Here is a 22212-nt window from a genome sequence, read left to right on the forward strand (position 1 = left end):
GGCTAACCGCTTAAAGCTAATTACAGATGGCTATCAAAAAAGAAAATCGTCCTAAATCAAATTTTAACAGCATTACCATTAGTCTGGCCTCTCCTGATACCATTCTGGAGCGTTCATACGGTGAGGTGCTGAAACCTGAAACTATCAACTACCGTACTTACAAACCGGAACGCGATGGTTTGTTCTGCGAAAGAATTTTTGGTCCTGTTAAGGATTACGAATGCTATTGCGGAAAATACAAACGTATCCGTTATAAAGGCATTGTGTGCGATCGTTGCGGTGTTGAAGTAACAGAAAAGAAAGTACGTCGTGAAAGAATGGGCCACATTCGTTTAGTGGTTCCTGTTGTTCACATCTGGTACTTTAAATCACTCCCTAACAAAATTGGTTACTTACTTGGTATGTCTTCCAAGAAATTGGAAACAATCATCTACTACGAAAGATATGTAGTGATCCAACCAGGTATGAAACAGGAGAAAGGGTTGAACTACGGTGACCTGCTCACTGAAGAAGAATACCTGGATATCCTGGATACTTTACCAAAAGACAATCAACTGTTACCGGATGAAGATCCTAACAAGTTCATTGCCAGAATGGGTGCTGAAGCAGTTGAAATGATGCTGGCTCGTATTGATCTTGACAGTCTTTCTTATCAACTGCGTAACCAGGCTGCTACTGAAACTTCCCAACAACGTAAAGCTGAAGCGTTGAAACGTTTGAGCGTTGTGGAAGCTTTCCGTGAAGCTAATGGCCGCGTAGAAAACCGTCCTGAATGGATGGTTATGCAATATATCCCTGTTGTTCCACCAGAACTGCGTCCGTTGGTTCCTTTGGATGGTGGTCGTTTTGCTTCTTCTGATCTGAACGATCTTTACCGCAGGGTGATTATCCGTAACAACCGTCTGAAACGTCTGATCGAAATTAAGGCGCCTGAGGTGATCCTCCGTAACGAAAAACGTATGTTACAGGAAGCGGTGGATTCATTGTTCGACAACTCCCGTAAATCTAACGCTGTTAAAGCGGAAGGTGGTCGTGCATTGAAATCGCTCTCAGATGTACTGAAAGGTAAACAAGGACGTTTCCGTCAAAACCTCCTCGGTAAACGTGTTGACTATTCTGGTCGTTCTGTTATCGTGGTAGGTCCTGAACTGAAATTACACGAATGTGGTTTGCCAAAAGATATGGCTGCAGAGCTGTTCAAACCATTTATCATTCGTAAACTGATAGAAAGAGGTATCGTTAAAACTGTAAAATCAGCTAAGAAACTGGTTGATCGTAAAGAAGCAGTTGTTTGGGATATCCTTGAAAACGTATTGAAAGGTCACCCGGTTATGTTAAACCGTGCTCCGACCCTTCACCGTTTGTCTATCCAGGCTTTCCAACCTAAACTGGTAGAAGGTAAAGCGATTCAGTTGCACCCTCTCGTATGTTCTGCGTTCAACGCGGATTTCGATGGTGACCAGATGGCGGTACACGTGCCTTTGAGCAACGCTGCAATTCTGGAAGCCCAACTGTTGATGCTGTCTTCTCACAACATTCTTAACCCACAAAATGGTACACCTATTACCCTTCCTTCACAGGACATGGTACTCGGTCTGTATTATATCACCAAGGGTAGAAAAACTCAGGGAGATGTGGTAGTAAGAGGAGAAGGTAAAGCTTTCTATTCTGCTGAGGAAGTAACAATCGCACTGAATGAAGATCGTATCGATCTGCATGCTCACATCCGTGTTAAAACCAATGTGCGTAATGCAAACGGTCAGTTAGAATCCAAACTGATTGAAACTACCGTAGGTCGCGTATTGTTCAACCAATTCGTACCAAAAGAAGCCGGTTATGTAAACGCATTGCTGACTAAAAAGTCACTTCGTGAAATCATCGGTGATATCATTAAATATACTGACATCCCTAAAACTGCGAAGTTCCTGGATGACATCAAACAATTAGGTTTCCGCATGGCGTTCCGCGGTGGTCTGTCGTTCAACATCAACGACCTGATCATCCCAGAAGTTAAGCAGGAAATGATTGATGCAGCAGCTGGTGAAGTTGATGAGGTTTGGGATAACTATAACATGGGTCTGATCACCAACAACGAACGTTATAACCAGATTATCGATATCTGGAGCCGCGTGGATACTAAGGTGACAGAAACATTGATTCGTGAACTGGCAGCCGATAAACAAGGGTTCAACTCTGTATACATGATGTTGGATTCCGGTGCGCGTGGTTCCAAACAACAGATCAAACAGCTGGCTGGTATCAGAGGTCTGATGGCTAAGCCTCGTAAGAGTGGATCTACTGGTTCTGAGATCATTGAGAACCCGGTATTGTCTAACTTTAAGGATGGTCTGAACGTATTGGAGTACTTCATTTCTACGCACGGTGCCCGTAAAGGTCTTGCGGATACGGCGTTGAAAACTGCGGATGCGGGTTATCTGACTCGTAGGCTCGTAGACGTTGCCCAGGACGTTGTTATCAATGAAGAAGATTGTGGTACACTCCGTGGTATTGCAACATCTGCATTGAAAGATAATGAAGAAGTGATTGAAACACTGTACGACAGAATTCTCGGCCGTACTTCTCTGCACGATGTATTTGATCCTCAAACGGATGAACTGCTCGTGTCTGCTGGTGAAGAAATCAACGAAGATATTGCTCACAGAATCGAAAACAGCGCTATTGAAACCGTTGAAATCCGTTCTGTATTGACTTGCGAAAGCCGTAGAGGTGTGTGCGTGAAATGTTATGGTAAAAACCTGGCGAGCGGTTACACTGCTCAAAGAGGTGATGCTGTAGGTATTATCGCTGCACAGTCGATCGGTGAGCCTGGTACACAGTTGACATTGCGTACCTTCCACGTGGGTGGTGTTGCCGGTTCTACTTCAGTTGAGTCTGGCCTCGCTGCTAAATTCGATGGTACTGTTCAATTCGATGGCTTACGTACAACTACCTACGAAAACAACGAAGGTGAGAAAGTACAGGTGGTTATCGGACGTACCGGTGAATTACGTATCATGGATGTGAAAAATGACCGCTTACTGGTTACTAACAACATCCCTTACGGTTCTACCTTGCTGGTGAAAGACGGACAAAAGGTTGCGAAAGGCGAAATGCTCTGCACATGGGATCCATTCAACGCCGTTATCGTATCTGAAATCCCTGGTTCTATCCGGTTCGATAGCATCATTGAAGGTATCACCTTCCGTGAAGAAGCGGATGAGCAAACCGGTCACCGCGAGAAAGTGGTTATCGAAACAAAAGATAAAAACAAGATCCCGTCTATTTATGTAGATGGTAATAAAGAGGTTAAATCTTACAACTTACCAGTAGGTTCTCACATCGTTATCTCTGAAGGTGATAATGTAAGAGCTGGTCAGGTTATCGTTAAGATCCCTCGCGTTATCGGTAAGCTCCGAGATATCACGGGTGGTTTGCCACGTGTAACTGAGCTCTTTGAAGCACGTAACCCAAGCAACCCTGCTATCGTTTCGGAAATCGACGGTGTGGTAGCATTTGGTAACATCAAACGTGGTAACCGCGAAATCATTATCGAAAGCCGCGAAGGTCAGATTAAGAAATACCTGGTGCCGTTGACACGTCACATCCTGGTTCAGGACGGTGACTTCGTGAAAGCTGGTACTGCCCTTTCCGATGGTTCTACTACTCCTGCAGATATCCTCTCTATTAAAGGACCATTTGCAGTTCAGGAATACCTGGTAAATGAAATTCAGGAAGTATACCGTTTACAGGGTGTAAAAATCAACGACAAACACATCGAGGTGATTGTTCGTCAGATGATGCGCAAAGTAAACATCGAAGATCCTGGAGATACCCGCTTCCTGGAAGGAGATACCGAAGACAGGTTCGACTTCTTTGAAGAAAACGATATGATCTTCGATAAGAAGGTTGTAACAGAAGCAGGTGAATCTACTAACCTGAAAGCTGGTCAGATCGTGACCCTGCGTCAGGTGCGTGAAGAAAACTCCCTGTTACGTCGTGCCGATAAGAAATTGGTTGAATTCCGCGATGCACAACCGGCTACTTCAAGCCCGTTACTGCAAGGTATCACCAAAGCATCTTTGGGTACTCGTAGCTGGATCTCTGCCGCTTCGTTCCAGGAAACCACTAAAGTACTTTCGCAAGCCGCTATCAACGGTAAAACCGATGATATGATGGGTCTGAAGGAGAATGTGATCACAGGTCATCTGATCCCTGCAGGTACTGGCTTACGTGAGTTCGAAAACATGATCGTAGGTTCGAAAGAAGAATACGACATCCTGGCTTCTTCTAAAGAAGTATTCCAATTCGACGAGGAAGAATAGTTGCTCGCAAAGAAGTAAGGTTGAACAAAGAACTTTTGATCGAAGCGGAATTGCTCGCAAAGCGGCATAAGAAGCAAAGGCGCAAAGTTTTTTGATCATAATAAATATTAAGAAGCGAAGATTGTATTAAAGGCTTTGAACTTTAATATAGTCTTCGCTTCTTGTTTTTTGGGCTTTCAATTATGTAACTTTTTACACATAGTCCTATTAAACAACCTTTGCATTTTATATCAACTTCGCTTTAATCAACGTTTGTTTGTTTTTTACAATATACATTAGTTATACCCCCTTTGCTTCTCCTGCCTCTTATTTCCAACTTCGCTTTAATCAACGTACTACATCAGTTATACCCCCTTTGTTTCTCCTGCCTCTTATTACCAACTTCGCTTTAATCAACGTACTACATCAGTTAAACCCCCTTTGCTTCTCCTGCCACTTATTTCCAACTTCGCTTTAATCAATGTACCACATCAGTCGCTTTAATCAACATACCACATCAGTTATCCCCCCTTTGCGCCTTTGCTTCTTATGCCTCTTTGCGAGCAACTCATAAAAAACTTATCTCCTTTGCACAACTTTGCATCTTTGCGAGAAACCAGTACATTTGATCCCGTAAAACGTTTGGATTCATGAAGTATCTGCTAATTCCTGTAGTAATAATATTTGTTTTCCTGGGCGCTTGTAAGAAAGACAGTGATGGTGCAGTACCAGATACGCATGGCCATTTCATGTTTGTCAATGCAGTACCGGGTTCAGAGATATTTTCGGTAAGGTTGGATAGTTTGCCTATCGGATCATTAGCTTACGGAGAAAATAGTGGCTACAAGACTTACCGTGCACAGAAATATAATGTAATCATTACAGCCAATTCCAATCCTAACGTCATTCTTTATAATCAGGAACTTTTCCTCAGAAATAACAGGTTCTATTCTGCCTACCTTGGCGCCGACAGTACGAATAGGGGTTTATGGATGTTTTTAATGGAAGATGATCTGACACCTGCACCCGACGGACAAGCTAAGTTTAGAGTAATGGATTTCAGTCAGGCTTTTAACGCAAACAGAACATCTTTAGGTATTGATGTTTACTCAGATACCTCACGTTTCTTCAGAGGGCTCACAGCTCCTTCATTTTCAGGTTTTGCACCTTTATTCCAGGACAGCATCTACCAGCTCAATTTCAGGCCAATGGATTCTTCCAGAATATTAAAGACAATCAGTTTCCCAACCCAGACTGGTAAAATTTATACCTTGATAACTACAGGATATCCGTTGGATCCGGCGAGATTTAATACTATTACAGTCCAACATAATTAATATCTTCACAGCCCACTTTGATAGTAAACCATAATACTGTTTTCTGAATCTTTTCAAGAATTCAGCCCTATTTACCATTAAACGTAGCTAAATGAACAATTGTAAAAAAATGTTCCTGGCATCCGGATTCACGTTGCTGGGAGCCACTTCTCTGCATGCGCAACAAGCAGCAGCACCTTATCTTGATGCCTACACTGTGCCATTAAATCAGAAAAATGCATTGATCAGTAAAGTATATGATAAAAACGGAAATGCCGCGAAAACCGTTATACTTGAAGATGCGTCAGGGTTGTTTACTATCTCAAAGAATGCCTTAAAACTTAAGAAGAAAGCCAGTTTATCGGCAGAAGATCGTTTTGCTTATCCGATTCGTGTACAGGTAGGTAACGAAACTGTTTCCTGGACATTAGTTGCAGATCACTTTATTAAAAATAAAGTAGTTGCACATCGTGGAGCCTGGAAAAACAATGCCGGCAGCCAGAATAGCATTACATCGCTGAAAGATGCCATCAGAATAGGATGCGAAGGATCTGAATTTGATGTATGGCTTTCAGCTGATGGATATCCGGTTATCTCACATGATCCTACTATTGGAGGTAAAAAAGTAGAAACCACTACACTGGCTGAATTACAAACTGTTCAGCTGAAAAATAATGATAGGGTTCCAACGCTGGAAGAATATATCAACACAATAACCGAACAGCCGAAAACCAGATTGGTATTGGAATTAAAACCATCGGCAACAGGAAGGGCAGAGGAGCTGGCAAGAAAATGTGTAGAAATGGTACATGCTAAAAAAGCACAGGCCTGGATGTATTATATCAGTTTCGACTACAACATTTGCAAGAAAGTAAAGGAACTGGATCCAACAGCTAAAATTGCATATCTGACAGGCGATAAAACTCCGGAACAACTGCAAGCAGATGGAATCTGGGGATTGGATTATCACTTTGGTGAGTTCTCTAAAAAACCAACATTAACCAGGGATGCAAAGCAACAAGGGATTACAGTGAATGTATGGACAGTGAATAATGCACCGGCGATGGACGACTTTTTAAAACAGGATGTAGATTATATCACAACCGATGAACCAGAGCTACTTTTAGAGAAAGTAAAGCGCTAGATTAGTTAAATCCTAGCTAAAAAAAACTGCTACTATTTGGAAATCCGCTAAAAACCTTATTTTAGCCGTTCCATTTAATTAAATGTACTAAAAGAAGCTAATCCATCTATTAACATGCGCACTCGTAAACAAATAGTGACAACAGGATTTTTAGCGGTAACCGCTGCCGGATTATTGATGTCTTGCCAAGGGAATAAAACCGGAGGTAGTACAACAGCTCCTACTTCTAATGCAACCAACAATGCGTCTGCCCAAGGCGGTTTTAAAATTGCGTACGTTGATCTGGATTCACTGGAAGCACATTTTGAGTATTTCAAAGAAAAAAGAGCTATTCTTGAGCAGAAGCAACAGCAGATGGACAACCAACTGAAAAGTAAAGGTCGTGCATTGCAAAATGAATATGAAGATTTACAGCGTAAAGCGCAAGCAAATATGCTGACCCAGGAACAAGGGGAAGCAGCTCAGCGCAGCCTGATGACCAAACAACAACAGTTGGAACAGGAAGCTCAAAATCTTCGTGCTGTTTATACTGAACAGGAAACCAAGTTTAATGAGGAGTTACAGAAAAAGCTTGACGATTTTCTGAAATCATTTAATTCGGACAAACGTTTTGCATACATTTTCTCTTATCGTACAGCTGCCAGCAACATCTTGTATAAAGATGAATCTTATGATATAACAGCTGATGTTATTAAGGGAATGAACAACAGTGGTACAAGTACTGCTAAATAACCAGTAAAAGCATCAAAAAAATTCTCTATCTTATAGTCCCGGTTCCTTGAACCGGGATTTTTTGTAAAACCACTATATGGATATCAACCAAACTAATTCGATTAAACCAGCTTCGGGCAGGTTGGAAGATCAGGGTCCGGCCACCAATTCATTTAAACCGTCACTGGGTTTATTAGATGCGACTATGATCGTATCGGGCTCAATGATTGGTTCAGGTATTTTTATTGTGACAGCCGAAATTGCGCGTAGTGTAGGCGGAGCTGGTTGGATAACACTTATGTGGGTATTAGCCGGCGCAGTAACACTCATCGCTGCACTTAGCTATGGAGAACTCTCAGGAATGTATCCTAAAGCAGGCGGACAATATGTATACCTGCGGGAAGCTTATAATCCATTTATTGCATTTTTGTTTGGATGGACACAATTCGGAGTTATACAAACGGGTACTATAGCAGCAGTGGCTGTAGCTTTCGCGAAGTTTACCGCCTATCTGATTCCTGGTTTTAGTGAGAAGAATATTTTGTTTGAGATTGGAAGTTCATTTAGTATATCAGCTGCCCAGATTGTTGCAATAATTTCGATTATTCTGTTAACAATGATCAATACCCGGGGAGTACATAGAGGTAAGATTATTCAGACCGTTTTTACATTAGCAAAATTACTATCCTTGTTTGGTCTCATCATCTTTGGATTTTTACTGGGAGCAAAGCAGGAAATCTGGTCGGCCAACTGGCAAAATGCCTGGGTAGCTAATTCTATAAGTTTAAATAATGGTGAAGTCATCACCGCTGCATTAAGCGGAATGGCTTTGTTGGGAGCAATAGCTGTATCGATGAAAGGATCATTGTTTAGCAGTGATGCCTGGAATAATGTAACCTTTATTGCAGGAGAGATTAAAAATCCGGCAAAGAATATAGGCAGGTCATTGTTTTTGGGAACATTGATAGTAACAATAATATATGTAAGCTGTAATCTGATGTATCTGGCAGTATTACCAATACATGATATTGCTTTTGCAGCAAATGACAGGGTTGGAGTGGCAGCAGCAGCCAATATTTTTGGACCTGCAGGTGCCATTATTATTGCGGTAATGATTATGATCTCCACCTTTGGGTGTAATAATGGATTGATATTATCCGGAGCGCGTATTTACTATACAATGGCTCAGGATGGACTGTTTTTCAAGGGAGCCGGTCAGTTGAATAAGCATCATGTACCGGAAAAGGGATTGTGGATTCAATGCGCCTGGGCATCTTTATTATGTCTGACAGGCCGGTATAACGATTTACTGGCACTTGTAATATTTGGGGTGTTGATATTCTATGTATTAACTATTGCAGGGATTTTTATTTTAAGGAAAAAGAGACCGGATATTGAACGTCCATATAAGGCATTCGGATACCCGTTGATGCCAATACTGTATATCGTAGTGGCATTGGGGTTAGCCTTATTGTTACTGATATTTGAGCGCGATTATACAGTACCGGGATTGGGGATTATATTACTTGGAGTTCCGCTGTATTATTTGGCTATGTCGAGCGCTCGTAAGGCTAAAAAATAGCCCACTGGACAAGAAGGAAGTAATTTTACCACAAACGTTGTATAAAAAAATATGCCCACTGCTAACTATATTGCAGTGGGCATATTTAATTTGCATCAAGACGCCGTTAGAAAGAAAACGTCTGAAACATTTTAAACCCTGATTTTAGAAAACCCGGTATTGATTTATTAAAAAGGTATTGTCAACGTTAGCTAAGGAGTCCCATTACACTGCAGAAGTGGCGAGAGGCCACGTAATGCAAGAATAATAAACGTCTGTGATTTGGCCCTGTAATTAATTGTGACCTTGGAATTGTTAACGATTACAGTTTATTACAAACCCTCAATTACGTTAGCCATTAGAGTAAATGAAGATATACTGCATAAAGGTTATAGGACATTCAAACTAAAATTATCATAATCAACATAAAGATATTTATTGCCAACAATTGGTGTGTATGCATCATTTTAGGGTAAAAAGGACTTAGGTGGTATTACCTTGATGGAATTTCAAGCCCAAGATAACCATTAAAAGCCTTCACGATTTGCATTCTCGAACATTCACATGACAATCTTTTACAATAAGCGTATGGTTTCTACCATACGCTTTTTTATTACTTTTGCGGGATGTTTACACAATTGTGCAATAAAATATTCAGCGAAAGTATAGCAGATTATCATCAGTATGATGATGTGAACCGGGCTATTACTAATCCTTATGAAAAGAGCAGTATTGAGCATCTGCTTTACCTGAAAAACTGGATTGATACCGTGCAGTGGCACCTAGAAGATATAATCCGTAATCCACAGATCGATCCGGTAGAAGCACTGGGCATTAAGCGTTGGATTGATAAATCTAACCAGGAGCGTACGGATGTTGTAGAATACATCGATAGTTATTTTCTGGATAAATATAAAGAGGTGGTTGCATTACCTGAAGCTTCGATTAATACAGAAAGTCCGGCATGGGCGATTGATCGTTTATCGATTCTGGCATTGAAAATTTATCATATGCAGGAAGAGGCTAACAGGAAAGAGGCCAGCGAAGAACACAGACAGACCTGCGGCCGTAAACTGAATGTATTGTTGGAACAACAGCGAGATCTTAGTACCGCAATTGAAGAATTACTGGCAGATATTGCAGCAGGTAAAAAATTTATGAAGGTTTATAAACAAATGAAAATGTATAATGATCCTTCATTGAATCCTGTTTTATATAAAAACGAGCAATAAAACTCTATTCCTTGGCTACTCCCACCACGATCTTAGTAACCCGGCTATCGGCAATGGGTGATGTTGCAATGACTATACCCGTTATGAAACAGGTATTGGCAGACAATCCTGATGTTGAAATCGTTTTTGTTACAAATAAAAACTGGGGTGCTTTATGCGCCGATATTCCCAGGCTCACCTTCTATCCGGCAGATGTAAAAGGAAAGCATAAAGGAGTGCCAGGATTGTTTCGTTTATTCAGAGAACTTAAAGCAACCTATACTATTTCAGCAGTAGCTGATTTGCATAATGTTCTGAGATCAAAAATCGTCCGTACTTTTTTCAGGCTAACAGGAACTCCGGTTGCTTTTATTGATAAAGGCCGGGATGAGAAAAAAGCACTTACACGAAAGGAGAATAAAATCTTACAACCACTTACTTCCACCATAGAGCGATATGGCATTGTTTTCAGGCAGTTGGGGTTGCGTTGTGAGATGGATAATAACCAGGTTTTTAAGCCTCGTAGTTTGCCTGAATCTGTAGTGAAGAACTTAGGTGCCAGAGGTGATAAAAAGTGGGTAGGATTGGCTCCTTTTGCCACATATGAAGAGAAGATGTATCCATTAGATAAAATGGAAGCAGTATTGGCATCACTTGTGCAGCAGCCGGAGGCAGACGTACTCTTATTTGGAGGAGGTAAGGAAGAAGTGGAAAAACTAAATGCTTTGGCGTCGAAATACCCAGGCGTTAAAGTAGTAGCCGGGCGTTTTTCCCTGGCGGAGGAATTGGCGGTTATTAGTCAGCTTACTGTGATGGTGAGTATGGATTCTGCCAATATGCATATGGCATCACTATTTGGCGTACCGGTAGTTTCGGTTTGGGGGGCAACTCACCCATATGCCGGATTTATGGGGTATGGGCAATCCATGGAGCTGTCAGTACAGATTTCAGACCTGGAATGCCGGCCATGTTCGGTATTTGGAAACAAACCATGCTTCAGAGGAGATCATGCCTGTATGAATTGGATATTGCCGTTACAGATTACAGAAAAAGTAAATAAAGTCCTGGGATAGCTGATTTTCAAGGTTTTTTCAAAAAAAGCGATGAATTTTTTTGTAGAAATAAAAAAAGTTATACCTTTGCAATCCCAATCGACAAATGGTTGATTTGTGATTGCCTGATAGTATAAGGGTAGTACGACAGATTTTGGTTCTGTATGTCTTGGTTCGAATCCAGGTCGGGCAACAAAAAAACCGCTAGAGCTTAAGCTTTAGCGGTTTTTTTTATTAGTAAGCTTATTAGCTATTTATTTCTTTTGAGCGGCCTTTAACTCTTCAATTTCTTTTTCCTGTTTTTCTATTCGTTTATTTTGTTCAATAACATATAACGAAAGCTCTTCTATTTTTTGCAATAATATAGCTTGATTATTACCTAAGTCAATACCATCTTTTTCCACTTCCTTAGCAGAAGGAACACCTGGAAGATGTTTATGTTCTTTAATAAATTGTTCTAATTCCTGTAATGTTGGTAATGCATAATTACAATCAAAAACGAAATCGGCCCATCCGGTTTGAGTTACTTTTACTTTTTGTGCAAGAATATCTCCTTTGACAGCCAGTTTAGCTTGTGGAGCGAGCGTTCCTATTCCAACGTTTCCATTGGTTGAAGCAAATAAAGAACCGTTTCCTAAATAAGTATCACATAGTACTCTGAACTCAGTAGGTACAACATAGGCACTCGCTGGTTCTGTTGTAATTGTTGCATTATGAGTCCAGGAGACACTACTGCCACCAGTAACAGTATACAAACTTTTACCAACATAAGATCCTGTGCCTACGTAGATATCATATGTAGTAGCATTTGCACCTGAAGAATTAGGAACTATTTTCACTAAGTTTATAAAGCCTAAATGATAACCAAAACGTACTGCAAATGCAGAAAAACCATAACCATTGGCATCAACAACAGAACCATTACTTGTTCTGAAAAATAATTCGGTGTAAGCATTTTGGCTATTTAAGGCATTGAAACCCGCTCCGCCATAAAATTTGAAACTTACAGTTTCCCCTCCCTGGGGAGCAGTAAGTGTACCAAGCTTTATCCATATTGATCCAGCTACCGCATTATTAATATTATAGATTGCATTTAACTGGGCATAAGACGAAATGCTGACATTGGAAATAACAAAAAGGAGAATAACAATTCTAAATATTTTCTTTTTCATTTGAATAAGGATAATTTAATTTTTTTTATTGATTTCGTGACTATTAATATAGGTGTTGGTTAACATTATTGAAGTTAGTTAAAAACCATTATACTCTGATTCTTTTACTGTAAATTTATCCTTCAACCTATCATTCAATGCAACACTTGCTGACATTCGACTCGCTAATGAGCTTGTTGACACTTACTGTACTGGAAATCGTTCTGGGAATCGACAACATTATTTTTATTTCAATTCAGGCAGATAAATTGCCGGGCCATCAACAAAAAAGAGCCAGGTTAGTAGGGCTGGGTCTGGCCATGTTTGTTAGAGTATTACTACTCTTAAGTATTAGCTGGATTATGTCGTTGACCCAACCCCTTTTTAATTTGGGCAACTTAGTTGGACTTACAGATCCTGAATGGCTGGAGAAGACTGCTATTTCCGGAAGAGATCTTATTTTATTGCTGGGAGGATTATTCCTGATTTATAAAAGTACCGCAGAAATTCATGATAAATTAGAGGGGGATGAACATGAAAATACAGGAAGAAAAACAGCAGGTTTCTGGCAGGTAATCGTACAGATATTACTGTTAGATATAGTTTTTTCATTAGACTCTGTAATTACAGCGGTAGGAATGGCAGATCATGTAGAGATAATGATTGCGGCTGTGATTATTGCGGTTGCCGTAATGATGGTAGCAGCAGAACCAATAAGCAATTTTGTGAATAAACATCCTACAGTGAAGATGCTGGCATTATCCTTCTTATTATTAATTGGTGTTTCATTGATTGCAGAAAGTTTTGATCAGCATATACCTAAAGGTTACATTTATTTTGCGATGGCATTCTCTGTATTCATCGAATTACTTAACCTGAAAGTAAGGTCTAAACAGAAGCCGGTACAATTACATGATGAGCCTCATTTACCTGAGAAACATAAGAAAGATTAATTTTGTATCAGATCAATACTAGATTGTCATGAATTTTTACACGCGAAAATGGGTAAAGCCAGAAGATCTGAATGCTCATGGAACTTTATTCGGAGGAAGTTTATTGAGGTGGATTGATGAAGAAGCCGCCATTTATTCCATTATTCAGCTAGGAACAAACCGCTGTGTAACCAAATATATGTCGGAGATTAATTTTATTAATTCTGCCCGGCAGGGAGATATTGTAGAGCTGGGAATAAAGGCAATACAGTTTGGTAGAACTTCCTTAACCTTAACCTGTCAGGTTAGAAATAAGATCACTCAACGCACTATACTAACGATAGATAAACTTGTTTTTGTAAGTGTAGATGAGCATGGAAAACCTGTGCCACACGGTAAAACTGAAATTACCTATACAGATGAAAGATTAAGGGAAGAGTAGCTGTTGGGATTGTTTGCTATCGGCATAATGATTGTGATGCGTTTGATATGAGCAAGAAAGATGTATCCCCATTAAGCAGAACAATCGGTTTAGGTGTTGTTACCGGTATGCGAAGTGCTTTCGGTCCTGCTTTTGCGAGCTATTATGTGAATAAGCATCCATCAGAATCACTAAAGCATACCCCTTTGAACTGGATGCAGAATGAATCGTCGATGCGTTACCTTCAAACCCTGGCAGCCGGAGAACTAATTGTAGACAAAGCAGCCTGGGTTGGTAACCGTACGGCGATACCTGGTTTAACAGGGCGATTATTGGCTGGCGCACTTGCAGGAGCAACTATTTATAAATCCAAAGGCCGTAAAAGTTGGCAGGGCGCCCTGATAGGAGCAGCTGCAGCTACTGCAGCAACTTTTCTCTTTTATTATTTGAGACAGTTGGTTGATAGAAAACTTCCAATAAAAGATAGTGCCGTAGGTGGATTTGAAGATGCACTGGCTGTAGGTATTGCAGCGTTTTCGACACGAAAATAGAGGTCGCCATTTTCATGATTTATATAAGTCTTCCAATGTCACTTCCTGGTGTACTAGTGTTGATTTATATTGATTATCTTTTACACCGAAGGTTGTAATCATTGTTAGAAATAGGGTCTTTGTGGTAGCAGTGCTGTTTTGAAAACTAGTGAGTTTGCGTTGAAGTTCTGCAGCATAGGATTTATCAATGATAAATTCCGAGTTCGAGAATTTCATTTCGCAGATGTTGATACAATTATCCTGTCGGTCTATCAGTAAATTTATCTGTGCAGATTTAGATCGCCAGGTAGATTCTTCAGAGTAAATTCCACTAATTCCCATAGCAAGTTTAATCTGATGGGAATGTTTCATACAAATATTTTCAAAGGCCATACCGCTCCAACTTTTCCAGGATTGAGATGTAGATTTTTTGATCCATGTACCATTTCCGGTGGCTCTGGAATTCTCAATAAATTTGAGGTAGAATAAACTGTATTCATCTGCTAATTTATAATTGAGATCTTTTGTATTCTTACCAAATGGGAGATAGGTATTAACAAAACCTGATTGCACAAGTTCTTCAAGTAGCTTAGTGGTAGTTCCACCTGTTTGGAGCCCTGTTTCTTCAATAATTTCGTTTCTGGTAAGACCGGATGGCTTGTTAGCTATTGCCTTTACTACTAAAATATGGCGATCTGCCGTTTCAAACAAGGAATTATAAAGATTATTGAATTCACCTAGTAGGAGCCCATCTTTAGTGAAACATAGGCGATCGATTACCTGGGTGGCACTTTCTCCTTTTCTTACTTCCTTCAAGTATTGTGGGATTCCACCCATTGCCATATAGATTTGCAATATCTGATAATGGTCCAGGTTGATAGATCTACTTTTCAGATAAGTAGCAGTTTCATGTAACGTGAATGGCAAGAGGCGTATTTTCCTGGTAATTCGGTTATGAAGGCCCCCTTTATTGTTGACTACCCTTTGAATCATCCATGATGCTGCAGAACCACAAATAGCAATTATCAAATTAGATTGCTTTGTTCCCCATGAATTCCAGAAATATTCAAAAGCCGGCAGAAAACCAGATTTTTTGGAACTTAACCATGGAAATTCATCGAAGAAGACTACTACTTTTTGTTTTTGGAGTTGGGGAGTAATTAATTGTATTAACCACAGAAATGCTTCATTCCAGTTTTGCGGTATGGCTGGTAGGATGGGAGAATTCAATGTAAGCGCAATCGTATTACGGAAATTCTCCAATTGCTGTTTCACCGGAGCATTATGGACACCAGAAAACTCATACAGCACCTGATCCTGATATACTTGTCGGATCAGGAAGGTTTTACCAACTCTTCTTCTTCCGTAAACGGCTATTAGTTCTGCTTCTTTGGAAGAAAGGGCTTCCCGTAATATCTTTTTTTCAAGCTCTCTACCAATCAATTTTTCCATAGTTGCATATTTAAAAATGGTAGTTTTGGCTGGCTATCAAAATCGATACGCAGCCAAAACTATATAAAAATACATGGTTTTGGCTGCGTATCTATTAAAATCCGCCAGGAATAAGGGTTTACATGCCCATGATTTTAAGTCATAAAAAGGAGGGCGTCTTTTCTGAATAGAGGCGACCTCCTTTTTTTATGATTTCACTGGTATTTCCTGCAATGTCCTTGTCAGCAATTTATAGAATCGTTCTACAGAGGAGATCTGAACCTTTTCATCCGGAGAGTGCGCATCCAGAATGGTAGGCCCAAAGGAAATCATATCCATCCCTGGTAAATGAGAACCCAGGATACCACATTCGAGACCCGCATGTACGGCACCTACTTCTGGTTCCTGGTTGTATTGCTCTTTAAACAGGCTAGTCATAATATGCAGTATAGCCGAATCCTTATTAGGTTTCCAGCCAGGGTAACCACCTTCCTGGATAATCTGGCAACCTATATTTTCGAGTCCGGCTCTTACGGCAAAAGCCACATCTTCTTTACTGCTATCAACACTGCTACGCTGAAGAGATTGGGTGGTAAATACTCCATCTCTGGCAATTACACGGGCCAGGTTGGTAGAAGTTTCCACAAGTCCGGGTATTTCAGGGCTCATGCGGAAAACGCCATTAGGGAGTGCGTATAGTGCCCTGGTGAGCTTAGCAAAGAAAGCTGGTTCCATCATGATTCCGGGATGGGTGGCTGCTGTGTATTCCACAGCCAGCTTTGGCTCTATGTGTTTGTATTCTTCTTTTATTTCAGTTTCATAATTACGAACGAACTGGAGAAAATCAGTTTCTTCTGATTTAGAAATCAGTACTTGTGCGGTAGATTCGCGGGGAATCGCATTACGTAGACTACCACCATCCAATGTCACCAGCTGTATATCAAAGTTTTGTTGTGCTTTGTAAAGTAGCCGGTTCATTAATTTGTTGGCATTGCCACGCCCTTTATGGATATCCATACCGGAATGGCCTCCTTGTAAGCCTTTTACTTTCAGGATATAAGCTAAAAATCCATCTCCTGCAGCTACTTCCTTATAAGTTGCGCTGGTATTGGTATCCAGGCCTCCGGCACAACCAATGGTAAAGGCATGTTCTTCTTCCGTATCCAGATTCAGAAGTATAGAGCCACTGAGATTGGAAGGCTCCAGACTAATAGCGCCGGTCATACCAGTTTCTTCATCGATGGTAAACAGAGCTTCAATTGGAGGGTGAACCAGACTCCTGTCTTCAAGTATGGCCATGATAGCTGCTACTCCGATACCGTTATCAGCACCGAGGGTAGTACCTTTAGCTTTAACCCAGTCTCCGTCAATGTACATATTGATTCCTTGTGTGTCAAAATCGAAATCGGTATCAGCATTTTTTTGATGAACCATATCGAGATGCGACTGAAGAACTACTGTTTGTCTGTTTTCCATACCTGGACTGGCAGGTTTCTTTATAACGACATTTCCAGTTGCATCTTTGATGACTGGCAGACCGATTTTTTCGCCGAATTTCATAACAAAGTCAATCACCGCAGCTTCTTTTTTAGAAGCTCTGGGAATTGCATTTAAATTGGCGAAGTTAAGCCACAGTGACTGTGGTTGAAGTGCTTTCCATTCCATTGTTGTAACGTTTTTATCCCAGTTTCCTTAAGGAAATAGGCATGTCCAATTTAATAAATAATGACACGGTTTAGCATATATTTTTTTTGATATAGTTTAGGTGCTCAATCTCAATCCTACCAGTTAGTATGTTGTTGTGTATCTTTGTATTGTTGAATTGAAGAAGTAGGGATTGTTTTAATAACGGAGTGTTGCTTTTATTGAACGGTATCGTATAGAACCTGTGTAACACGATTTTATAGAATTAATTTTTCCTACTTTGCTTAAAGAATATTGAACAGTACCTAATATGAAAAAAGCTGAAGCTACACGCCTGAATATTCTTCAAAAATCCTTTGAGTTTATTTATGCCAGGGGATATCAGAACACCAGCATTGACGATATATTGGCTACTACACAGGTTACCAAAGGAGCGTTTTACTATCATTTCAAAAATAAAGATGAAATGGGATTGGCTATCATCAATGAATTGATGAAGCCGGCACTGACCAAAAGTTTTATTGAACCTTTACAAAACATAAAAAATCCATTAGATGCAATTTATAACCTAATACATCTTCTTTTAATGGAAAACGATTTTCTGAAGGTGGAGTATGGTTGTCCTGCCGCTAACTTTACGCAAGAAATGACGCCTTGGAATAAAGATTTTAGTGAAGCATTAGGTGAAATAATACAGGAATGGATGAAGGTTATGACTAACGTTATTGAAAATGGAAAAAAATCGGGGTATATCCATAAAGATGTCAAGGCAAAACAGGTGGCCTTTTTCGTAATTTCGGGTTATTGGGGTATTCGCAATTTCGGAAAATTAGAGAATAGCAAGAAAGTGTATGTGCCTTATTTAAAAGAACTTAAAAATTATCTAAATACCCTAAAATAATTTTGATACAGGAAGTATAATTCAAAAATCAGGAAGCAATCCTGTTTCGATCCTTAACCCCCAAGCCATGCTCTTACAGAAGCCCGTTATTTCAGAAAACTGCTTATCAATGATCGCCGGTAAAGGGTATTAGCCGGTTGAGGTTTCTCTTTGTTTTAATATTTGATATTCACCTAAGTACATTTAAAAATTTCATTCGAATAAAAAACATACTAACTAGTATGTTTTTTATATATTTGCAGAAGTTGATTGACTTTGAAGAATTATAATTGTTTTCTGAATAAATCTTTATAAATGCAAGGACGCAAGTTTTACAATAAATATTTCAATAATGAGCGTATTGTAAATCGCCATTGACTAACATAAAGCCAGTTATTATTGAATATTTTTTTGCACAAAAAACATACTAAATAGTATGTTTTTATTTAAAGACAATATATGTATCAGCTACTCACATTTTACCACAACTTTATGAGATGGGTTGTATTAGCAAGTTTGCTATTAGCTATTTATCGGGCTTACAAAGGTTACTTTTCGAAATCAGAATTTTCAAAGTTTGATAATACAGTACGGCATTGGACAGCAACTATTGCTCATATACAACTACTGATAGGAATGATTCTATATTTTCAAAGTCCTCTTATTAAATATCTATTTACCAATTTCAAAACAGCAGCACAGGATTTCAATATGTTGTTTTTTGGATTAATACATAGTTCCTTAATGTTGACTTCTATTGTACTAATTACAATTGGCTCAGCTTCTGCCAAAAGAAAAACAACCGATAACGAAAAATTCAAAACGATGATGATTTGGTTCACTGTGGCATTATTGATCATTTGTATAGCCATTCCCTGGCCATTTTCACCCTTCGCAAACAGACCATATTTCAGATAATAATAATTGGGATCAATATTAATAGAACAAAATTGAAAACAATGATTTTAAAGGTTTTAAAAACAAAAGTAGGAAGACTCAGAATTATGGGCTTTTTGGAAGGAGTTTCGCTCATCATTTTAGTATTTATTGCTGTACCAATGAAGTATTGGCTCGAAGATGAATCATTAACAAAAATGATGGGGCCTGTTCATGGAGCACTTTTTTTATTGTTTGTGTTAAATACAATCAGTGCAGGTATCGAACAAAAATGGAAAGCTAAAACTACAGGGATAATATTGGCATCTTGTTTTATTCCATTTGGCACTTTTTACGTGGATTACAAATTCTTAAAAAATATAGACAAAGAATGAAATATATATTGATTGCCACTGTTGGCACTTTGCTCCTTTATCTGGTATACAGATCCTATCGATATGTAAACTTAGCAGAGGGCCTTGATAAAAAGATTGAAAATGGAGCTATTATTTTGGATGTTAGAACCGCAGAAGAATATGCGACAGGTCATATAGATGGCTCCATTAATATTTCGTTAGGTGAAATCAGAAAAAGATATATAGAGCTCGACCCTTCCAAAACATATATAACCACTTGCTCTCACGGATTAAGAAGCGTAAAAGCCGAAAATCTACTGAAAGAGCGTGGATTTAAAAATGTCTATAATGGCGGAGCATGGGCCGATCTCGAAAAAATAATAAAGAAGAAGTAAGAAAACCACTACCACTAATTAGTGGTTACCGGCAGCTCCATTATAAATGACCTTTACTTTTTCTACTGATTTTAATAAAAAAATTTGTGACCTCTTGTTTTTTTTAAAAAATATCCTACTTTTGCGGTCCGCTGACGATAAATCAACGGATGCTAATAGCTAGCATTGCCTGATAGTATAAGGGTAGTACGACAGATTTTGGTTCTGTATGTCTTGGTTCGAATCCAGGTCGGGCAACTACAAAAACCGCTACTTTATTATAAAGTAGCGGTTTTTTTGTTCTAGTATCTCTCTTCAATTAAGCTCATTTATCATTAGTTTTAGAAGCCAGATTCCCCCCGGGTTTCAAACTCACTCTCCATTTATCACCAGGTTAAAATTTATTTGCGCATAGAGAAAATGATCCATTCGTCAATGCTACTAAACTGCTGGTTTTTATGCTTCAGGCAATTTGTATAAACAATATCCTGTAAGTAGTAATAGTCCAATATTCACAGAAGTAGCCACCTGGTATGCAGGTATATAACCAGTTTGCTGAATGATGTAAAAAAATAGTCCTCCCGGGATGCAGACACCTAATGCGATTGCAGTTTGCTGCAAGGTTGTGAATACCCCCGATGCTGTACCTGCATTTCCTACCGGAATACTTTTTAATGTCATAGTTAGTAAAGACGGTAAAACGGAGCCACAACCAGTACCGTAAGCAAACAGAATGATCGATAGCATTGTAAAGGAATTAGTATTAAGGGTGAAGAAAAATATATGGGCAATAAGAGTGATCACCATAATACCGATACCGGTTTGCAGTACACGTTTTCCATAAATAGGCACCAGCCTGATAGACCAGATAGAAGCTATAACATAGCCAATTCCCTGAAAAACAAATAAAATTCCGGCGGCTGAAGAGCTATATCCAAGGCCGGTTTGCATCAGTATTGCATTGATAAGAAAATAGGAATCCTGTACCATGAAGTAAAATAACACAGCTAACAAGCCTATTTTAAAATCTTTAAACCGAAACAATCGCATATCTATTAAGGCATCTGCAGATTTTTTCAGTTGCTGTTTAACGAATATGAAAAGGAATACTATACTGGCTACCAGTAGTAATTGTGTCCATGCTGGCCATCCCAGTTCCCTTCCATAAACCAGCGGAAATATCAGGAAGCAAAGTGTGATAGTAAGTATAAAAACACCCATCCAATCGAATTTTTTATCCTTTTCGGGGTTGGTTTCCGGCAACATTTTCCATGCAGCTATAATAGCAGTAATGCCAATGGGTAGGTTGATGAGGAAGATCAACCGCCAACCAGCTATTGGAGTATGCAAATCGGGAAGTATACCTCCCAATAACTGACCGATGATAGAGGCTGTACCAGCAATACTGCCATAGATGCCCAATGCCTTGATGCGTTGCTGAGGATCAGGAAATAGTAGTTGTATATAGGTGATGCTTTGCGGAAGCATTAATGCGGCACCGGTACCCTGTAAAAATCGAGCTGCATTCATTTGGAGTGGGGTATTGGCAAACCCGCAATAGCAGGAACTTATTACGAATAACGTCATGCCAATGATAAACATACGCTTGCGTCCGTAATAGTCGCCAAGCCTGCCAGCGGTAACAAGGAATATGGCATGGCCTAACAGATATAAAGCAATGATCAGCTGTAAATCGGCATCCGATCCATGTAAGCCTGTTTTGATGGAAGGCAATGCTACATTAACAATAAAGATATCTAATACCGATAAAAAAACTGCGGTGGAAACAATTATCAGCGAGAGCAGAGCTGAATTTCTTTGAGTCAAATACGATGCTTTCAACATTTCAGTACCTTTATGTAGCGCAAAGTTGAACTTGTGCAATTGCTTTATCAAGTAGTTCAATGAAAGATACCTGGTATGAAAAAAGATACTATTATTGATTTACAGAGAGTTGAAAATGAGTCATTTGAAGGAAATAACTGTCCTATGACAAATGCCTTGAAAATAATAGGTGGCAAATGGAAACTGCAATTGCTAAACAGCATCCGAAAAGAATGCCCTTTACGTTTCGGAGAGTTGAAAAGAAAGATGCAGGATATTACACAGGCTACACTTACTTTACAGCTGCGTGAACTTGAACGAGATGGTATTATTGAAAGGAAAATTTATGCAGAAACACCTCCGAGAGTAGAGTATAAACTTACTGAGTTAGGAAAAAAATTGATCCCTGCAATTGAGGCCCTGTGCACCTTTGGAGACGCATATTGTGCTGCCAGACCAAACAATTAATACAAAGCTCAACCTTGTTGTTTGATACA

19 protein-coding genes and 2 tRNA genes are annotated in these 22212 nt (G+C 39.5%); 17 read left to right on the top strand and 4 right to left on the bottom strand.

The window, feature by feature from the left end:
* Positions 1 to 26 precede the first annotated feature (26 nt).
* The 8 genes from rpoC to DVR12_RS16975 all read left to right on the top strand — a co-directional run bounded on the left by rpoC (position 27) and on the right by DVR12_RS16975 (position 11489).
* Positions 27 to 4322 carry a DNA-directed RNA polymerase subunit beta' gene (gene rpoC, locus DVR12_RS16940; RefSeq protein ID WP_116976978.1) on the top strand — a complete coding sequence of 1432 codons (4296 nt, stop codon included), beginning with the start codon at positions 27 to 29 and terminating at the stop codon, positions 4320 to 4322.
* Positions 4323 to 4951: 629 nt separating this feature from the next.
* Positions 4952 to 5638 carry a DUF4397 domain-containing protein gene (locus DVR12_RS16945; protein WP_116976979.1) on the top strand — a complete coding sequence of 229 codons (687 nt, stop codon included), beginning with the start codon at positions 4952 to 4954 and terminating at the stop codon, positions 5636 to 5638.
* Between the two features lie 91 nt (positions 5639 to 5729).
* Positions 5730 to 6761, top strand: coding sequence for a glycerophosphodiester phosphodiesterase family protein (locus DVR12_RS16950; RefSeq protein WP_116976980.1), 1032 nt, complete (start codon positions 5730 to 5732; stop codon positions 6759 to 6761).
* 114 nt (positions 6762 to 6875) lie between these two features.
* Entirely contained in the window at positions 6876 to 7493 is a 618-nt protein-coding gene (locus DVR12_RS16955; protein ID WP_116976981.1) for an OmpH family outer membrane protein, read from the top strand.
* A 76-nt stretch (positions 7494 to 7569) separates the two neighbouring features.
* Entirely contained in the window at positions 7570 to 9054 is a 1485-nt protein-coding gene (locus DVR12_RS16960) for an APC family permease (protein ID WP_116976982.1), read from the top strand.
* 605 nt (positions 9055 to 9659) lie between these two features.
* A complete protein-coding gene (locus tag DVR12_RS16965; RefSeq protein WP_116976983.1) occupies positions 9660 to 10265 on the top strand; it encodes a DUF4254 domain-containing protein in 606 nt (201 codons plus the stop codon).
* Positions 10266 to 10276: 11 nt separating this feature from the next.
* Positions 10277 to 11317, top strand: a complete 1041-nt coding sequence (locus DVR12_RS16970) for a glycosyltransferase family 9 protein (RefSeq protein ID WP_199417133.1) — start codon at positions 10277 to 10279, stop codon at positions 11315 to 11317.
* A gap of 101 nt (positions 11318 to 11418) precedes the next feature.
* Positions 11419 to 11489, top strand: a tRNA-Gln gene (locus DVR12_RS16975).
* 61 nt (positions 11490 to 11550) lie between these two features.
* On the opposite strand, the gene DVR12_RS16980 is transcribed toward DVR12_RS16975, so the two are convergent.
* Positions 11551 to 12468 (bottom strand): hypothetical protein, encoded by a 918-nt coding sequence (locus DVR12_RS16980; protein WP_116976985.1) that lies wholly within the window; start codon positions 12466 to 12468, stop codon positions 11551 to 11553.
* A gap of 137 nt (positions 12469 to 12605) precedes the next feature.
* Between DVR12_RS16980 and DVR12_RS16985 the strand changes: the two genes are divergently transcribed.
* The 3 genes from DVR12_RS16985 to DVR12_RS16995 are packed head-to-tail and all read left to right on the top strand — an operon-like array spanning position 12606 to position 14351.
* Positions 12606 to 13400: a TerC family protein gene (locus DVR12_RS16985; protein WP_116976986.1), complete on the top strand. Its 795-nt coding sequence runs from the start codon at positions 12606 to 12608 to the stop codon at positions 13398 to 13400.
* Between the two features lie 28 nt (positions 13401 to 13428).
* Positions 13429 to 13821, top strand: coding sequence for an acyl-CoA thioesterase (locus tag DVR12_RS16990; protein WP_116976987.1), 393 nt, complete (start codon positions 13429 to 13431; stop codon positions 13819 to 13821).
* Positions 13822 to 13868: 47 nt separating this feature from the next.
* On the top strand, positions 13869 to 14351 hold the full coding sequence (locus DVR12_RS16995; protein ID WP_116976988.1) for a DUF4126 family protein: 483 nt from the start codon (positions 13869 to 13871) through the stop codon (positions 14349 to 14351).
* Positions 14352 to 14363: 12 nt separating this feature from the next.
* On the opposite strand, the gene DVR12_RS17000 is transcribed toward DVR12_RS16995, so the two are convergent.
* Positions 14364 to 15782: an AAA family ATPase gene (locus tag DVR12_RS17000; protein ID WP_116976989.1), complete on the bottom strand. Its 1419-nt coding sequence runs from the start codon at positions 15780 to 15782 to the stop codon at positions 14364 to 14366.
* Positions 15783 to 15968: 186 nt separating this feature from the next.
* Positions 15969 to 17426: an aminoacyl-histidine dipeptidase gene (locus tag DVR12_RS17005; RefSeq protein WP_116976990.1), complete on the bottom strand. Its 1458-nt coding sequence runs from the start codon at positions 17424 to 17426 to the stop codon at positions 15969 to 15971.
* Between the two features lie 289 nt (positions 17427 to 17715).
* Here DVR12_RS17005 and DVR12_RS17010 point away from each other — a divergent pair, with 289 nt between their 5' ends.
* From DVR12_RS17010 to DVR12_RS17030, 5 genes are all read left to right on the top strand, one after another.
* Positions 17716 to 18306: a TetR/AcrR family transcriptional regulator gene (locus DVR12_RS17010; RefSeq protein ID WP_116976991.1), complete on the top strand. Its 591-nt coding sequence runs from the start codon at positions 17716 to 17718 to the stop codon at positions 18304 to 18306.
* Positions 18307 to 18744: 438 nt separating this feature from the next.
* Positions 18745 to 19203, top strand: coding sequence for a hypothetical protein (locus DVR12_RS17015; RefSeq protein ID WP_116976992.1), 459 nt, complete (start codon positions 18745 to 18747; stop codon positions 19201 to 19203).
* 41 nt (positions 19204 to 19244) lie between these two features.
* The gene (locus DVR12_RS17020) at positions 19245 to 19556 is read left to right on the top strand and encodes a DUF3817 domain-containing protein (protein WP_199417134.1); all 312 of its coding nucleotides are present in this window, start codon (positions 19245 to 19247) and stop codon (positions 19554 to 19556) included.
* The gene (locus tag DVR12_RS17025) at positions 19553 to 19912 is read left to right on the top strand and encodes a rhodanese-like domain-containing protein (RefSeq protein WP_116976993.1); all 360 of its coding nucleotides are present in this window, start codon (positions 19553 to 19555) and stop codon (positions 19910 to 19912) included. Before DVR12_RS17020 ends, DVR12_RS17025 begins: the two co-directional genes overlap by 4 nt.
* Before the next feature lie 166 nt (positions 19913 to 20078).
* Positions 20079 to 20149, top strand: a tRNA-Gln gene (locus DVR12_RS17030).
* 198 nt (positions 20150 to 20347) lie between these two features.
* Here DVR12_RS17030 and DVR12_RS17035 read toward each other — a convergent pair.
* Positions 20348 to 21736 carry an MFS transporter gene (locus tag DVR12_RS17035; RefSeq protein WP_116976994.1) on the bottom strand — a complete coding sequence of 463 codons (1389 nt, stop codon included), beginning with the start codon at positions 21734 to 21736 and terminating at the stop codon, positions 20348 to 20350.
* A 75-nt stretch (positions 21737 to 21811) separates the two neighbouring features.
* Here DVR12_RS17035 and DVR12_RS17040 point away from each other — a divergent pair, with 75 nt between their 5' ends.
* Complete coding sequence (locus DVR12_RS17040) at positions 21812 to 22183, top strand: winged helix-turn-helix transcriptional regulator (protein ID WP_116976995.1); 372 nt, start codon at positions 21812 to 21814, stop codon at positions 22181 to 22183.
* Positions 22184 to 22212: the final 29 nt, after the last annotated feature.

The sequence above is a fragment of the Chitinophaga silvatica genome (genome assembly GCF_003419895.1).
In the GTDB taxonomy this organism is placed as follows: Bacteria; Bacteroidota; Bacteroidia; order Chitinophagales; family Chitinophagaceae; genus Chitinophaga; species Chitinophaga silvatica.

Coding starts and splice junctions, on each gene's coding strand:
- rpoC (WP_116976978.1), top strand. CDS start 27: ATGGCTATCAAAAAAGAAAATCGTCCTAAATCAAATTTTAACAGCATT.
- DVR12_RS16945 (WP_116976979.1), top strand. CDS start 4,952: ATGAAGTATCTGCTAATTCCTGTAGTAATAATATTTGTTTTCCTGGGC.
- DVR12_RS16950 (WP_116976980.1), top strand. CDS start 5,730: ATGAACAATTGTAAAAAAATGTTCCTGGCATCCGGATTCACGTTGCTG.
- DVR12_RS16955 (WP_116976981.1), top strand. CDS start 6,876: ATGCGCACTCGTAAACAAATAGTGACAACAGGATTTTTAGCGGTAACC.
- DVR12_RS16960 (WP_116976982.1), top strand. CDS start 7,570: ATGGATATCAACCAAACTAATTCGATTAAACCAGCTTCGGGCAGGTTG.
- DVR12_RS16965 (WP_116976983.1), top strand. CDS start 9,660: ATGTTTACACAATTGTGCAATAAAATATTCAGCGAAAGTATAGCAGAT.
- DVR12_RS16980 (WP_116976985.1), bottom strand. CDS start 12,468: ATGAAAAAGAAAATATTTAGAATTGTTATTCTCCTTTTTGTTATTTCC.
- DVR12_RS16985 (WP_116976986.1), top strand. CDS start 12,606: ATGCAACACTTGCTGACATTCGACTCGCTAATGAGCTTGTTGACACTT.
- DVR12_RS16990 (WP_116976987.1), top strand. CDS start 13,429: ATGAATTTTTACACGCGAAAATGGGTAAAGCCAGAAGATCTGAATGCT.
- DVR12_RS16995 (WP_116976988.1), top strand. CDS start 13,869: ATGAGCAAGAAAGATGTATCCCCATTAAGCAGAACAATCGGTTTAGGT.
- DVR12_RS17000 (WP_116976989.1), bottom strand. CDS start 15,782: ATGGAAAAATTGATTGGTAGAGAGCTTGAAAAAAAGATATTACGGGAA.
- DVR12_RS17005 (WP_116976990.1), bottom strand. CDS start 17,426: ATGGAATGGAAAGCACTTCAACCACAGTCACTGTGGCTTAACTTCGCC.
- DVR12_RS17010 (WP_116976991.1), top strand. CDS start 17,716: ATGAAAAAAGCTGAAGCTACACGCCTGAATATTCTTCAAAAATCCTTT.
- DVR12_RS17015 (WP_116976992.1), top strand. CDS start 18,745: ATGTATCAGCTACTCACATTTTACCACAACTTTATGAGATGGGTTGTA.
- DVR12_RS17020 (WP_199417134.1), top strand. CDS start 19,245: ATGATTTTAAAGGTTTTAAAAACAAAAGTAGGAAGACTCAGAATTATG.
- DVR12_RS17025 (WP_116976993.1), top strand. CDS start 19,553: ATGAAATATATATTGATTGCCACTGTTGGCACTTTGCTCCTTTATCTG.
- DVR12_RS17035 (WP_116976994.1), bottom strand. CDS start 21,736: ATGTTGAAAGCATCGTATTTGACTCAAAGAAATTCAGCTCTGCTCTCG.
- DVR12_RS17040 (WP_116976995.1), top strand. CDS start 21,812: ATGAAAAAAGATACTATTATTGATTTACAGAGAGTTGAAAATGAGTCA.